This is a genomic window from Variovorax sp. 54 (assembly GCF_002754375.1).
Lineage (GTDB): Bacteria > Pseudomonadota > Gammaproteobacteria > Burkholderiales > Burkholderiaceae_C > Variovorax.
Genome location: NZ_PEFF01000001.1, coordinates 50,747 through 65,117, shown reverse-complemented (window position 1 = coordinate 65,117; position 14,371 = coordinate 50,747). Strand labels below are relative to the sequence as shown.

Sequence of the window (14,371 nt, the reverse complement as noted above, 5' to 3'; positions counted from 1 at the left end):
CTCAGCGCGTGCGCTGCGCGCGGAAGCGGTACTGTCCGAGCGCCGGGCCAACCTCGATGGTCACGCGGCGCAGCTTGTTGCCGTGGCCCGAGTCGGCTTTGGCCGTCACCACGATGCCGCGCGGCGTGGCGCGGCAGGTGAGGTCGCTCAGCGAAATTTCTGCGTGGTCGTTGTCGAGTTCGGCGATGGCGGTGGTGTGCACGGCGTACAGGCTGTAGTTGCGGTCGGCCTCGCCGCGTGCCATCCACTGCACGTAGAGGAACGATTGCGCGAAGGCTTCGGCGTGGACCACGCGGTAGGTGCCGTGGTGGTCGGGGCCCCAGGTGCCGCAGGTCTGCACCCAGGTGACGGCATCGTGGGTGGCGAAGCGCTCGGCGCCGTAGTCGGCGCCGAGTGCATGGGCGCCGCTGCCGGCCATGGCGAGCAGCGTGGCGGCCAGCAGGCAGCGGAGGCGGTGCCGCGTCATCGGCATGTCAGCGTTCTCCCTTGCGGTAGGGTTTCATCAGCGCCTGCGGATAGCTGGCCTTGCGCGCCACCAGCACCAGCGCCAGGATCGACAGCAGGTAGGGCAGCATCAGGTACAGCTGGTAAGGCAGCACGGCATCGCCCGATTGTTGCAGCCGCAGCTGCAGCGCGTCGAAGAACGCAAACAGCAGCGCGCCGAGCAGGGCCTTGCCGGGCCGCCACGAGGCAAACACCACCAGCGCCACGCAGATCCAGCCGCGGCCGTTCACCATGTTGAAGAAGAAGGCGTTGAAGGCCGACAGCGTGAGGAACGCGCCCGCCACGCCCATCAGCGCGGAGCCCGCCACGATGGCGCCGGTGCGCGTGGCCGCGACCGACACGCCCTGGCTCTCGGCCGCCTGCGGGTTCTCGCCCACCATGCGCAGTGCCAGGCCGAGCGGCGTGCGGTACAGCACCCAGGCCACCGCCGGCACCAGCAGCAGCGCGAACAGCGTGAGCGCGGTCTGCGCGTTGAGGATGGGCACGGGCAGCCAGTCCATCGGCGCGAAGGGCGTGATGGTCGGCGGCGTGTTCACCTTCGGAAAGCTCACGCGGTAGCCGAAGTAGCTCAGCGCCGTCGCCAGCAGCGTGATGCCCAGCCCCGAGACGTGCTGTGACAGCGCGAGCCCGACGGTCAAAAAGGCGTGCAACAACCCGAACACCATGCCCGTGAGCGCGGCCACGCCGACGCCGGCCCACAGCGGCGCGCCGGCATACACCGCGAGCCAGCCGGTGAAGGCGCCCGCAACCATGATCCCTTCGATGCCGAGGTTGAGCACGCCCGCGCGTTCGCACAGCAGCACGCCGAGCGTGCCCAGGATGAGCGGCGTGGCGATGCGCAGCACCGCGACCCAGAAGGCGGGGTTGGAAAGAATGTCGAGCAGGTCGGTCATCGGGTATTTCTCCCTCCCCTTCCGGGGGAGGGCCGGGGTGGGGGCACGCGGCGCTCGCTTCGGGAGCCGATGCCCCCATCCCAGCCTTCCCCCGGGAGGGGAAGGGGCAAGACCGAAGTCACGGGCGTTGTCATTTGGTCACCCGCACGCGGTACTGCGTGAGCAATGTCGCCACCAGCACCGCGATCAGCGAGGCTGCGACGATCACGTCGGCGATGTAGGTCGGCACGCCCACGGCGCGGCTCATGGTGTCGGCACCGACCAGCACGCCGGCCACGAACACGCCGGCGGCGATCACGCCCAGCGGATGCAGGCCCGCGAGCATCGCGATCACGATGCCGGTGTAGCCGTAGCCCGGCGACATGTCGAGCGTGACGTAGCTGGTGCGGCCCGCCACCTCGATGGCACCGGCCAGCCCGGCCAGTGCGCCCGAGAGCAGCGCGACCATCACCACGGTGCGCGTCACCGGCACGCCGGCGAAGGCGGCGGCGCGGGCATTGGCGCCCACCGCGCGGATGTCGAAGCCCAGCACCGTGTACTTGAAGATCGCCCACACGCACACTGCGAGCGACACGGCCCAGAGCAGCCCGGTGTGCACGCGCGTCTGCGCGATGAGCTTGCCCAGCTCGAGGTCAGGTTGCAGCGACACGCTCTGCGGCCAACCCATCGCCGTCGGGTCTTTCATCGGCCCGTCGAGCAGCGCCGACACGCCCAGCAGCACGATGAAGTTGATGAGCAGCGTGGTCACCACTTCGTCGACGCCGAGCTTGTTCTTCATGAGCGCCGGGCCCAACAGCATCAGCGCGCCGGCCACCGCAGCGGCCAGCATCATCAGCGGGAACAGCAGCCACGGCGACAGCTCGAAGCCCGTGCCGCCGTGCATGCCGCCCACGGCCACGGCGGCGAGCGCGCCCGCGAACAGCTGGCCCTCGGCGCCGATGTTGAAGAGCCGCGCCTTGAACGCGACCGTCGCGGCCAGGCCGGTGAGGATCAGCGGAATGGCCCGTGTCAGCGTCTCGCTCCACGCGAACACCGAACCGAAGCCGCCCTGCAGCAGCAGCGCGTAGGTGCGGCCGACCGGCGCGCCGGCCCAGCGCACGAGCAGCGCGCTCACCAGCAGCGTGAACACGACCGCGCCGATGGGGGCCAGCACCAGCGCGGCGCGCGAGCTTTCGTGGCGTCGTTCGAGGCGCATCATGCGGCGGCTCCCGGGCGTTGCGGCGCCGTGGCGCCGGCCATCGCCAGGCCGATGGCCTCGCGCGTCCAGGCCGCGGCCGGGCGCGCTTCGCCGAGGTGGCCGCCGTGCATCACGGCCACGCGGTCGCCGAGCGCGAGCACTTCGTCGAGGTCGTCGGAAATGACGAGCACCGCCGCGCCGGCATCGCGCGCGGCAATGAGCTGCTGCTGCACGTAGGCGACGGCGCCGATGTCCAGGCCCCAGGTCGGCTGGTGCGCGACGATGAGGCGCGGTGCACGGTTCGGGTACTTCTTGTTGTCGATGTCTTGTTCCATTGGCTCGGGCGCCAGCAGCGCCCGCCCCAGGATCAGTTTCTGCATGTTGCCGCCCGACAGCGAACGGGCCGGCGCCATGAGGCCGGCGCCGCGAACGTCGAAGGCTTTCTCGATGCGCCGGGCATGCAGCCGCGCGGCCGCACGCCGGACGATGAACGACCAGCGCGAGAACACCGGGCTGCGCAGCCGCTCGGACACGGCGTTCTCCCACACCGGCAGGTCGCCGACCACGCCGACCGCATGCCGGTCTTCGGGAATGCGCGCCACGCCGCGCTGCACCAGCCGGGCGGGCGAGGGCGGCAGCGCGCGGCCCATGAATTGCGCGGTGCCGGAGACGGCGCGGCGCGTGCCGCTCAGCAGCTCGGCGAGCGCGACCTGGCCGTTGCCGGAGACGCCCGCGATGGCGGTGATCTCGCCTGCGCGCAGCGTGAGCGACACCTCGCGCAGCCGGTCTTGTCCACCGTCTTTCGCCGATGCGGTACTCACATGGTCGAGCACGCAGACCGCGTCGCCCACCGACTTGGCGGGCCGGCGTTGCGGCGCCTCGACCGCATGGCCGACCATCCACAGCGCAAGCTGCGCCTGCGTGGTGTCGGCCGTGCGCGCCTCGGCCACGAGCTTGCCGCCGCGCAGCACCGCGATGCGCTGCGACACCCGCAGCACCTCACCGAGCTTGTGGCTGATGAAGATCACAGACAGGCCCTGCGCCACCATCTGCGCGAGCGTGGCGAACAGCGCCTCGCTCTCCTGTGGCGTGAGCACGGCCGTGGGCTCGTCGAGGATCAGGATGCGCGCGCCGCGGTACAGCGCCTTGAGAATTTCCACGCGCTGGCGCTCGCCGACCGAGAGGCGGCCGATGGTCGCGTCGGGCTGCACCGGCAGGCCGAAGCGCTGTGCGACCTCGAGCAGCCGCGCACGGGCGGCGGCGCGGCGCGAGCGCAGGCGCCACAGCGGCTCGGTGCCCATCATCACGTTGTCGAGCACGCTGAGGTTGTCGGCCAGCGTGAAGTGCTGGTGCACCATGCCCACGCCCGCCGCCAACGCGGCCTTGGGGTTGCCGGGCGGCAGGGCAGAGCCGAACACTTCGATGCGGCCTTCGTCGGCAACGTAGTGACCGAACAGGATCGACATCAGCGTCGACTTGCCGGCCCCGTTCTCGCCGAGCAGCGCGAGCACTTCGCCGGCCTGCAGGTCGAGGGAGATGGCGTCATTGGCCACGAGGGGGCCGAAACGCTTGGTGATGCCCTGGAGGCGAAGCACGGTGGGGTTCATGGGGACACAGATGGCGAAGGCAGGCCGCGGCAGAAATTTTCGATGGCCCGGGCGGAGGCTGCGGGTGAGGCCTGCAGCAGTCCGTGCGGACCGTCGAGCTGCACGAGGTGCAGCGCCGACAGCCCGCGCTGGATCGCCGCTGCTGCGCGGCGCGGCACCACGCGGTCCTGCAGCGCCTGCAGGTACATCGCGGGCACTCGCACCAGCGGCAGCTTGTCGCGCACATCGACGCGCTGCACTTCCTTCATGCGGCGGGTCATGACGGCGACCGACACCTGCTTCAGCGAGGCCTGGAGCATGTCCGACAGGTGCGGTGCTGACGAGCCACCCAGCAGCAGGTGCCGCATCGGCGCGCGCATCAGCTTCGAATGCAGCAGGCGCATCGACAGGTCGAGAAGGCCCGCGCGCATCAACGCCAGGCCGGGCGCGGGCCGGCGCGCGAAGCTGCAGCACAGGATGAGGCCTTGCAGCCCCGGCGGGCGCGAGGCTGCGATGGAAATGGCCAGCGGCCCGGAAAACGATTCGCCGAGCAGCACGAAGGGCTGTTGCGTGGGCAGCTGCGCGCGCACCAGTGGTTCGAGTTCGTCGTAGCCCATCACTTGCCGGCCCGGGTAGCGCACGACGTCGACGGTGGCTTGTGGCCCCAGGGCTTGCGTCAAAGGCGCGAAGAGATCGCCGGTGCCATCCATGCCCGGCAGCAGCACAAGGCGAAGGGGGCCCGTGGGCGCCAGCGTCACTTCCAGGCAGCCAGGAATGCCAGCATGACCTTGGCCGAGTTGTCGGCCGCGATGCTCATGAAGGTGCCCATCTCGTTCTCGCCGTCGCCACCGCCCGCGAGGTCGCTGAGCGAGCGGAAGGCGATGTAGGGCACGCCGTTGCTGTAGGCGACCATGCCCACGGCGGCGGTTTCCATGTCGAGCACGTTGGCCTGGAAGGTCTTGTAGGTGTATTCGCGGTAGGCCTTGTTGTCCATGAAGGCCTGGCCCGACACGCCGTTGCCGCCGACCACCAGCTGCGGTTTGCGCGGCAGGCACTTGCCGGCGCCGCAGTTCGCCAGCTCGACGTTGCGGATGCTTCGCGCCACCTCGAGCATCTTCGGATCGGCCGCGAACCAGAACTTGCGTTCGATGCCCGGATTGGCGGCCGAGCGCACCTCGACCGGGCGCGGGAAGTTCATGCCGAAGTTGGGCAGCGTGGCGTCGGTGATGAAGGGCGGCGCGCTGTACTTGCCGGGCGCGGTTTCGCGCGCCATGAGCACTTCGAGGTACTGGCCCCACTGGGCCGGCACCGTCACGTCGCCCACATGCAGCGACGGGTTCACGCCGCCCGCGATGCCGCTGAACACGATGCCGGTGATGCGAAAGCGGTTGAGCACGAGCTGCGTGTTCATCGTCGCGTTCGTCATGCTGATGCCCGAGAGGAACAGCACCACGGGCTTGCCTTCGAGCGTGCCGGAGGTGAACTCGACGCCGTTCACGCTGTGCTTGTTCGGACCTTGCAGGCGCGTCAGCAGCAGCTTGAGTTCGGGCTCGAAGGCCGAGATCACGGCCAGGCGCGGCGTGTCGTCCAGCCGCGTGCTGCTGTTGATGCTCGCGCCGGTGCCCTTGTAGACGCCGACGCAGCCCGACAGGCCCACGGCCAGCACGCCGGCCGCGAGGAGGGAACGGCAGCGGACCGTCGTCATCGGCTTTTTCACTTGGCCGTCGACTTGGGTTGTGCGTCGTCCACCTTCACGGTGAACTTGCCGGCCAGGATGTCGGCCTGCTTGGCCTTCACCTTGGCCGCGATGTCGGCCGGCACCTTCTTCTCGAAGGTGCCCAGCGGCGCGAGCTCGGAGCCCTTGTGCTTCATGTGCGAGTACACGCCGTAGTCTTCGGCGGCGAACTTGCCTTCCTTCACGAGCTTGATCGCGCGGTCGGCCGAAGGCTCGAAATTCCACAGTGCCGAGGCGATCACCGTGTCGGGGTACTGGGCCTGCGTGTCGATCACGTTGCCGATGGCGAGCTTGCCCTTTTCCTTGGCCGCGTCGGACACGCCGAAGCGCTCGGCGTACATGATGTCCGCGCCCTTGTCGATCATCGCGAAGGCTGCTTCCTTGGCCTTCGGCGGGTCGAACCAGCTGTTGATGAAGCTCACGCTGAACTCCACCTTCGGATTCGTTTCCTTCGCGCCCGCCATGAAGGCGTTCATGAGGCGATTGACTTCGGGAATCGGGAAGCCGCCGACCATGCCGATGCGGTTGCTCTTGGTCATGCCGCCCGCGACCATGCCGCTCAGGTACGCCGGTTCCTGGATGTAGTTGTCGAACACCGAGAAGTTGGGCGCCTGCGGCTTCAGCGACGAGCCCATGAGGAACGCGACCTTGGGGAAATCTTTCGCGACCTTGCGCGCCGCCGCTTCCACGCCGAACACCTCGCCCAGGATCAGCTGGTTGCCGCCCGTCGCGTACTCGCGCATCACGCGCTCGTAGTCGGCATTGCTCACGTTCTCGGTCGCCTTGTATTCGATCTCCCCACGCGCCTCGGCCGCCTTCAGCGCCTTGTGGATGCGGCCCACCCATTGCTGCTCGAAAGGCACCGTGTACACGGCCGCCACCTTGAGCTTGGCCTGCGCGAGCGCAAGGCCCGGGGCACCGGCCGCAAGGGCTGCGGCGACGGCGATGGAACGAACGATCAACTGACGGCGTGCTGTCACGGTCTTCTCCTCGATTGAAATGAAAGAACCAACCTGCAATCCCCATGCCCACAAAACCGAACAGAGCCCGCCCTAGTGGCGGGCTCCCTTCCAGCAAACACCGAGGAACCGGCTTTGCCGGGCCTCTGGTGTTGCCCCCGGTAGGGGGTTGGCGAAGCGACACGAAGTGCGCGAAGCCTGGGGGCGAGCCTACTTCGTGCCGAAGATGCGGTCGCCGGCGTCGCCCAGGCCCGGCAGGATGTAGCCGTGGCTGTCCAGCTCACGGTCGATGGCGGCGGTGTAGATCGGCACATCGGGGTGCGCTTTCTGCATGGTGGCCACGCCTTCGGGGCAGGTCAGCAGGCAGACGAACTTGATCGACTTGGGGTTGAGCTCTTTCAACCGTTCGACCGCGGCCACGGCCGAGTTGCCGGTGGCCAGCATCGGGTCGACCACGATCACGTCGCGGCTGTCCATCTCGCCGGGCATCTTGAAGTAGTACTCGACGGCCGTCAGCGTCTTGGGGTCGCGGTACAGGCCGATGTGGCCGACGCGCGCGCCCGGCACCACCGTGAGCATGCCGTCCAGGATGCCGGTGCCGGCACGCAGGATCGACACCAGCACCACCTTCTTGCCGTCGATGACCTTGGCCTGCATGGTCTCCAGCGGGGTCTCGACCTCGATGTCCTGCATCGGCATGTCGCGCGTGACCTCGTAGGCCATGAGCATGCTGATTTCGTTCAAAAGCCGGCGGAAGCTGTTGGTGGAGGCGTCCTTGCGGCGCATCAGCGTGAGCTTGTGCTGGACGAGGGGGTGGTCGACGAGGTGGACGTTGCTCATTGGAGTCTTCTTTTGGTGTGCCGTTGCGGAAAAACAGGAGAGTCTAAAAGACTAGAAGACGGTGCCGTCGCTCTCGATCTGCAGCGGCGGTGCACCGTCTCGCAAACGCTGTGCCAGTACCCGGCCCGCGGCCCAGGTGCCGCCTTCGAGCACGCAGGCCAGGGGCAGCTCTTCCGCGGTGCGGTCGAGCACCTTGCGCACGCGCGGTGCGATTTCGTCCAACAGCGCGACGGTGAGGGCGCGCCATTCGACGATGAACTCGTCACTCGCCTTCCAGCGGCGGGTGAGAAAGGCCGCCTCGCGCGGCACGATCACGCCGCTGTCGATCAGCAGGCCTCCGTTGCGGTACTCGGGCAGGGCGGTGAGCGCGTCGAGATGCCGCACCTTCACGCCGGCCCATTCGAAGGGCTCGAGCAGCGAGTAGGTGAGCCACTGCGACAGCTTGTGGAACGGCATCCAGCCGTTGGTGAGCCCGGGGCCGGTGACGGCGCTGTGGCGCCAGCAGTCGCCCAGCGCAAAGGCCGGGTCGCCGGTGCCGCCCACGTTGTCGCTGCCGTCGGCCGCCAGGCTGTCGATGGCGTTGGCCGAGGGCCAGATGTGCGAGAGGGTGTCGAGCAGCAGCGACAGGATCTGGTGCGCGGTGATCTCGGCCGTGGGCGGCGCAGCCGGGCCGAAGGGTCCGACCAGCGCATCGAACAGGCGGCCCGGTCGGCCGTCGTCGCCGAAGGTCTCGGGCTGTTCGTTCATGGCCTCGCCGAGCCGGCGCAGCAGCGTGGCGCGGCCCGCGAGGCCGACCAGCGGATTGACCTCGCTCACCTGGAAGGCATCGCCCAGCCGGTCGGTGACGAGGCCGCGCAGGCCGGCGGCGTCGGCCTGCAATGGATGGTCGGGGTCGGACGAGAAGAGGCCGCTGGTGAATGCATGGAAGCACGCCACGCCCAGCCCTTCGGAGCGCGTGAAGCGCTGGCCGGTGGCCGACTCGGTGTAGTGCCAGGTCGGGCCGGCGCCGGCGTCGAGCAGCACGCTCACCACCGTGAGGTCGATGTAGACGCGGGCGCGTTGGCGGGCGTCGATGCCTTTGCCGAGCAATGCATCGAGCTGCTGGCGGCGGTCGACGCCGCCGGCCTCGAAGTGGCGCCAGCGGCTGTGGTACGGGATGGTGTCCCACGGATAGCGCTCGCGCGTGACCTCGGCCACGGTGCGCGCCGCGTCTTCGAGCGCGTCGTCGCTGCCGATGCGGAACCACTGCGACTCGCCGCGGCGCGCGCGCGCCAGCAGGGCGCCGGCACGCTGGCGGATGGCGGCGGTGGTGCGCAGCAGGCTGGCGGCGCCGGCCGCGTGGCCGGTGTCGGGCGTGAATTCGATCGACGGATCGACATGGCCCGCACCGCCGGGGCGCAGGCTGCCGGAACCGTCGGCGGGCAGGTCGATGTCGGTGCTGCGGCTCATTCGCTCAGTCCCCGGCCCTTGGCCTTTTTCAGTTCCTCTGCGTCCGGCACCGGGCCGGGGGTGAAGTAGCCGGCCGCCATCTTGGCGTCCATCTCGACGCGGGCGTCAGCCGGGATCAGTGCGTCGGGAATGTTCACGCGCTCGCCGATCTCGATGCCCGAGCCGGTGATGGCGTCGAACTTCATGTTGCTCATCGACACGAGGCGGTGGATCTTCTTGATGCCCAGCCAGTGGAAGACGTCGGGCATCAGCTCCTGGAAGCGCATGTCCTGCACGCCGGCCACGCACTCGGTGCGCGCGAAATACTGGTCGGCCGTGTCGCCGCCGACCTGACGCTTGCGGGCGTTGTAGACCAGGAACTTGGTCACTTCGCCGAGCGCGCGGCCTTCCTTGCGCGAGTAGGCGATGAGGCCCACGCCGCCGCGCTGCGCGCCCTGGATGCATTCCTCGATGGCGTGCGTGAGGTAGGGGCGACAGGTGCAGATGTCGGAGCCGAACACGTCGGAGCCGTTGCACTCGTCGTGGATGCGCGCGGTGAGCTCCACGTCCGGGTTGGCCAGGTCGCGCGGGTTGCCGAAGATGTAGAGCGTCTGCCCGCCGATGGGCGGCAGGAACACCTCGAGGTCGGAGCGCGTGACGAGTTCGGGGTACATGCCGCCGGTTTCTTCGAAGAGCGTGCGGCGCAGGTCGGTCTCGGAGCAGCCGAAGCGGCGCGCCACCTCGGGCAGGAACCACACGGGCTCGACGGCAGCCTTGGTCACCATTGCGGCGCCGCCCGTGGTGAGGAAGTGGCCGTCGGCCTTGAGGCGGCCGCTTTGCAGCGCCTCGATCACCTCGGGCAGGATCACATGGGCCTTGGTGATCGCGATGGTCGGGCGGATGTCGTAGCCGGCCGCGAGTTCGGTAGCAAACACATCGGCCACCAGCGCACCCCAGGGGTCGAGCGAGACGATGCGTCCGGGCTCGCTCCACTGCGGGTAGGGGCCGATGACGTCGGTCGGCGCGGTGTTGGTGAGGTCGGCCTTGTGTTCGCGCTTCAGGGCGCCGGCCGCCACGGCGAGCGCGCGGTACACGCTGTACGAGCCGCTGTGGGTGCCGATGACGTTGCGGTGCGCGCGTTTGGTGGTGGTGCCGACCACCGGCCCGCGCTCGGGGGCGGTGGCTGCGCCCCACTGGATGGGCAGCGCGCCGAAGCCGCCGGCATGCGAGGTCAGGCGGATGTGGCCGGTCGAGGACGAGGGGTGGAGCGGAGGGTAGGGCGTCGGGCTGGCGCCGGTCGCGGTCGGCAGGGCGGAAGGGATCGCGGTACTGTCTGCAGACATTTGAGGCCCTCAAAAAATGCAATGTACCGAGCACTTGTGCGGCTGGCAAGCGAGGGCCCGCGCGGCCTGGCCGCACTGACGGTCAGGCCGGAGACGAGCGCAGGCCGTAGGTCTTGCCGTGCACGAACAGGTACTCGGCGCGCAGCACCGCGTCGCCTTTCTCGCCGGTGAAGGTGAAGCCGAGCACCGCCACGGGCGTGCCGGGCTTGATCTCCTCGACGCCCCAGGCCTGCAGCCGCGTGAGCGGGGCCAGCTCGACCTGCCACTTGCGGTCGCGGCGTGTCGGCAACTGCGCCTTGGCCAGCAGCGCCGCGCCGTCGACCGTTGCGCTCTGTTTGGGCAACACGCGCTGCTTCAGGTCGGGCGGCAGGGCGAGGTTCTCGGGCAGCTCGATCTCCAGCTCGCCGTGCGGATTGCGCCAGCTCACCTTGGTGGCGCGGCCTTCCACATACAGCGGGCGCTCCTGGTCAAAACGGCTCCAGCCGTGGTGGGCCCAGGCGGGCAGGGCCAGGCTGATCGAACCGGCCACGAACATGCGTCGATGCAGCATCGCGTTCTCCTTGTTCAGACATAGGCAATCCAGCGCCCGCAGATGATGACAGCGAGCCAAAACCCCAGGGAGAGAAGGCATTGCGCCTGGCCGAAACGGTCGATGGCGGCCACGCCGCTGCGCCAGTGAAAGAGCGCCGCATTGGCGCCGGCCAGCGCGATCAGGGCCAGCTTGACGCGGAAGGCGTTGTTGGCGAGCAGTTCGTCAGGCTGGCCGGAGAACATGGTGAGCCCGGTGACGGCGCACAGCCCGAAGCCGACGAGGGCCGGCCGCAGCGTGAGGCGGGCCAGCAGCGGCGCCGGCAGCTCGCGGGCCAGGCCCAGGGCGCGCAGCTCGAACACCAGCAGGCCGCCGAACAGCAGCGCAATGCCCACGATGTGCACGGCCTCCAGCGCCGGGTAGGCCCAGGGGTGCGAGACGAGTCCGGCCAGCATCGGCGCAGCTTAGCGGAGCCCCCGCCGGGGCGCGCACAATCGCTTGCAATCTTTTTTACAAAGTCTGTAACCGACGCGCCCGATGGAACGAACCCTTCTAGGAAGCAGGACAGGCGCGAGCGACGCGGAAGTGGCGCTGCGCGGCCTTTTCCTTCGGGGACTGGACGGCGACGCCGGGGCGTACCGCGAATTCCTGCAGAAGCTCAGCGCGCACCTGCGCGCTTTTCTGGGCAAACGCCTCTTTGGCTGGCCCGATGAAGTGGAAGACCTTGTCCAGGAATGCCTGCTCGCGATGCACAACCAGCGCCACACGTACCAGAGCGACCAGCCATTGACGGCCTGGGTGCATGCGATTGCGCGCTACAAGATGATCGATCTGCTGCGCGCCAAGGCCGTCCGCGAAGACCTGCATGACCCACTGGACGACGACTTGGCCGTGTTCGCCGATTCCGCCACCGAGGCCAGCGACGCGAAGCGCGACCTCGGGGGCCTGCTGCAGACCTTGCCCGAGCGCCAGCGTCTGCCGATCGTGCACGTGAAGCTCGAAGGCCTGTCGGTGGCCGAGACTGCCAGCCTCACGGGCATGTCGGAGTCGGCCGTGAAGATCGGCATCCACCGGGGCCTCAAGGCGCTGGCGGCCCGTTTCGCCACCGGAGGCACCGCGTGAAGACCGACGACCTCGTGGCCCTGCTGGCCACCGGCGCCACGGCCGAGCGGCGGCGCGGCGCGAGCGAGCGCCTCGCACAGGCGCTGACCCTGGCGCTGCCGCTGTCCTTCATGGTCCTGTTCGCCAAGTACGGGCTGGACATGCTCGGGATGAAGGCCATGGCCTCGCCCATGTTCTGGGTCAAGCTGCTGTTTCCGCTGGGCATCGCCGTGGGCGCCTTCGTGGTCGTCCAGCGGCTGGCCCGTCCCGGCGTGCCCGTGCGGCAGGCCTGGCTCATCCCCGTGCTGCCGGTGCTGGGGCTGTGGGTGCTGGCGGCGGTGGTCTGGTTCTCGGCGCCGCAGGAGGAGCGCATGGCCTTGCTGATGGGGAGGTCGTGGCGCCTGTGCGCGATCAACATCTGTCAGATTGCGCTGCCCGTGTTCGTGGGCGCCTTCGTGGCCTTGCGCGGGCTGGCCCCGACGCGGCCCGCATGGGCGGGCGCTGCCGCCGGGGCGCTGGCGGGCGGCATCGGCGCGTCGGTGTATGCGTTGCGCTGTCCCGAACTCGCGGCCCCGTTTCTCGCGGTCTGGTTCGTGAGCGGGATTGCTGTGCCGGTGTTGCTGGGCGCGATGCTGGGACCGCGCCTGCTGCGCTGGTAAGGGCGCTGCTTCAGCGCTTCTTGCTGCCGAAGATCCCGCCCAGCACGCCGCGCAGGATCTCCTTGCCCACCGAGGTGCCCATGGTGCGCACCGCCGACTTGGCCATCGTCTGCACGAGGCCGTCGCGCTTGCCGCCGCGCGGGCCGGTGCTGCCGAAGAGCATGTCGTTGAGCATGCCGCCCATGCCGGACGACTCTTCTGCCGCCGCTGCGCCCTTGCCGGCTGCGGCCGGCGCATCGGGTGCGCTCTCGGCGCGGCCCTTGAGCTTTTCGTAGGCCGATTCGCGGTCGACCGTCTTTTCGTACACGCCGGCCACCAGCGACCCGGCAATGAGCGCCTTGCGCTGGTCGGGCGTGATCGGGCCGAGCTGGCTGCCCGGCGGCAGCACGTACACGCGCTCGGTGATGCTCGGGCGGCCCTTGGAATCCAGGAAGCTCACCAGCGCCTCGCCCACGGCGAGTTCGGTGATGGCGGTCTCGATGTCCAGGCCGGGTTTCTGGCGCATGGTGCTGGCAGCAGCCTTTACGGCCTTCTGGTCGCGCGGCGTGAAGGCACGCAGCGCGTGCTGCACCCGGTTGCCGAGCTGGGCCAGCACCGAATCGGGAATGTCCAGCGGGTTTTGCGTCACGAAGTACACGCCGACACCCTTGGAGCGCACCAGCCGCACCACCAGCTCGATGCGTTCGACGAGCGCCTTGGGCGCCTCGTTGAACAGCAGGTGGGCCTCGTCGAAGAAGAAGGCCAGCTTCGGCTGCTCGGGGTCGCCGATTTCGGGCAATTGCTCGAACAGCTCGGACAGCATCCACAGCAAAAAGGTGGCGTACAGGCGCGGCGAGTTCATGAGCTTGTCGGCCGCCAGGATGTTCACCACCCCCTTGCCGCCGACGGTCTGCATGAAGTCGGAGATGTTGAGCATCGGCTCGCCGAAGAACTTGTCGCCGCCCTGGGTCTCGATCTGCAGCAGGCCGCGCTGGATGGCGCCCACGCTGGCGGCGCTGATGTTGCCGTACTCGGTGGTGAACTGGCTCGCGTTCTCGCCCACGTACTGCAGCATGGCGCGCAGGTCTTTCAGGTCGAGCAGCAGCATGCCGCTGTCGTCGGCGATCTTGAACACCAGGTTCAGCACGCCGGCCTGGGTTTCGTTCACGTCGAGCATGCGACCCAGCAGCAGCGGGCCCATGTCGGACACCGTGGCGCGCACCGGATGGCCCTGGTCGCCGAACACGTCCCACAGCGTGACGGGGCAGGCGGCGGGCTCGGGCACCTCGATGCCGCGTTCCTTGAGCGTGGCGGCCAGCTTGTCGCCGACGGCGCCTTTCTGGCTGATGCCGGTCAGGTCGCCCTTGACGTCGGCCATGAACACCGGCACGCCGATGTTCGACAGCTGTTCGGCGATGGTCTGGAGCGTGACGGTCTTGCCGGTGCCGGTGGCGCCGGTGATCAGGCCGTGGCGGTTGGCCAGGCCGGGCAGGAGGGCGCACTCGATGGTGTCGTGGCGTGCGATCAGAAGGGGGTCGGCCATGGGGCGCTCCGGGTCGTATCGAAGCGCGCAGTCTAATCAACCGCCACTCCTATAATTCACGACCCCGCACGGTCGTTCAGGAAAAAAGTTCAGGA

General features: G+C 68.9%; 15 protein-coding genes. 2 read left to right on the top strand and 13 right to left on the bottom strand.

Annotated features, from left to right (window positions below; all coding sequences use genetic code 11):
* Window position 1: 1 nt before the first annotated feature.
* The 12 genes from CLU95_RS00295 to CLU95_RS00240 form a co-directional block, all read right to left on the bottom strand.
* Window positions 2-472: a hypothetical protein gene (locus CLU95_RS00295; RefSeq protein ID WP_257214495.1), complete on the bottom strand. Its 471-nt coding sequence runs from the start codon at window positions 470-472 to the stop codon at window positions 2-4.
* 1 nt (window position 473) lies between these two features.
* The gene (locus tag CLU95_RS00290; protein WP_099789232.1) at window positions 474-1,397 is read right to left on the bottom strand and encodes an ABC transporter permease; all 924 of its coding nucleotides are present in this window, start codon (window positions 1,395-1,397) and stop codon (window positions 474-476) included.
* Window positions 1,398-1,527: 130 nt separating this feature from the next.
* Window positions 1,528-2,592 (bottom strand): ABC transporter permease, encoded by a 1,065-nt coding sequence (locus CLU95_RS00285; protein WP_180288712.1) that lies wholly within the window; start codon window positions 2,590-2,592, stop codon window positions 1,528-1,530.
* Window positions 2,592-4,181: an ABC transporter ATP-binding protein gene (locus tag CLU95_RS00280; protein WP_099789230.1), complete on the bottom strand. Its 1,590-nt coding sequence runs from the start codon at window positions 4,179-4,181 to the stop codon at window positions 2,592-2,594. The genes CLU95_RS00285 and CLU95_RS00280 overlap by 1 nt, the downstream gene beginning before the upstream one ends.
* A complete protein-coding gene (locus tag CLU95_RS00275; protein ID WP_257214494.1) occupies window positions 4,178-4,840 on the bottom strand; it encodes an alpha/beta fold hydrolase in 663 nt (220 codons plus the stop codon). The genes CLU95_RS00280 and CLU95_RS00275 overlap by 4 nt, the downstream gene beginning before the upstream one ends.
* 74 nt (window positions 4,841-4,914) lie before the next feature.
* Window positions 4,915-5,865: a 5'-methylthioadenosine/S-adenosylhomocysteine nucleosidase gene (locus tag CLU95_RS00270; protein WP_099789228.1), complete on the bottom strand. Its 951-nt coding sequence runs from the start codon at window positions 5,863-5,865 to the stop codon at window positions 4,915-4,917.
* 8 nt (window positions 5,866-5,873) lie between these two features.
* Window positions 5,874-6,875: a BMP family protein gene (locus tag CLU95_RS00265; protein ID WP_099789226.1), complete on the bottom strand. Its 1,002-nt coding sequence runs from the start codon at window positions 6,873-6,875 to the stop codon at window positions 5,874-5,876.
* A 189-nt stretch (window positions 6,876-7,064) separates the two neighbouring features.
* On the bottom strand, window positions 7,065-7,694 hold the full coding sequence (upp, locus tag CLU95_RS00260) for a uracil phosphoribosyltransferase (protein WP_099789224.1): 630 nt from the start codon (window positions 7,692-7,694) through the stop codon (window positions 7,065-7,067).
* A gap of 51 nt (window positions 7,695-7,745) precedes the next feature.
* Window positions 7,746-9,143 carry a URC4/urg3 family protein gene (locus CLU95_RS00255; RefSeq protein ID WP_099789222.1) on the bottom strand — a complete coding sequence of 466 codons (1,398 nt, stop codon included), beginning with the start codon at window positions 9,141-9,143 and terminating at the stop codon, window positions 7,746-7,748.
* Window positions 9,140-10,465, bottom strand: a complete 1,326-nt coding sequence (locus CLU95_RS00250) for a GTP cyclohydrolase II (RefSeq protein WP_099789220.1) — start codon at window positions 10,463-10,465, stop codon at window positions 9,140-9,142. Before CLU95_RS00250 ends, CLU95_RS00255 begins: the two co-directional genes overlap by 4 nt.
* 82 nt (window positions 10,466-10,547) lie before the next feature.
* The gene (locus tag CLU95_RS00245) at window positions 10,548-11,015 is read right to left on the bottom strand and encodes a DUF6152 family protein (RefSeq protein ID WP_099789218.1); all 468 of its coding nucleotides are present in this window, start codon (window positions 11,013-11,015) and stop codon (window positions 10,548-10,550) included.
* Window positions 11,016-11,029: 14 nt separating this feature from the next.
* Window positions 11,030-11,449: a hypothetical protein gene (locus tag CLU95_RS00240; RefSeq protein ID WP_099789216.1), complete on the bottom strand. Its 420-nt coding sequence runs from the start codon at window positions 11,447-11,449 to the stop codon at window positions 11,030-11,032.
* An 82-nt stretch (window positions 11,450-11,531) separates the two neighbouring features.
* Between CLU95_RS00240 and CLU95_RS00235 the strand changes: the two genes are divergently transcribed.
* Both CLU95_RS00235 and CLU95_RS00230 read left to right on the top strand, forming a co-directional pair.
* On the top strand, window positions 11,532-12,116 hold the full coding sequence (locus CLU95_RS00235) for a sigma-70 family RNA polymerase sigma factor (protein ID WP_099789214.1): 585 nt from the start codon (window positions 11,532-11,534) through the stop codon (window positions 12,114-12,116).
* Window positions 12,113-12,754, top strand: coding sequence for a DUF1109 domain-containing protein (locus CLU95_RS00230; RefSeq protein WP_099789212.1), 642 nt, complete (start codon window positions 12,113-12,115; stop codon window positions 12,752-12,754). The genes CLU95_RS00235 and CLU95_RS00230 overlap by 4 nt, the downstream gene beginning before the upstream one ends.
* A gap of 10 nt (window positions 12,755-12,764) precedes the next feature.
* Here the strand turns inward: CLU95_RS00230 and CLU95_RS00225 are convergent, their stop codons facing one another.
* On the bottom strand, window positions 12,765-14,276 hold the full coding sequence (locus CLU95_RS00225; RefSeq protein WP_099789210.1) for a helicase HerA-like C-terminal domain-containing protein: 1,512 nt from the start codon (window positions 14,274-14,276) through the stop codon (window positions 12,765-12,767).
* Window positions 14,277-14,371 lie beyond the last annotated feature (95 nt).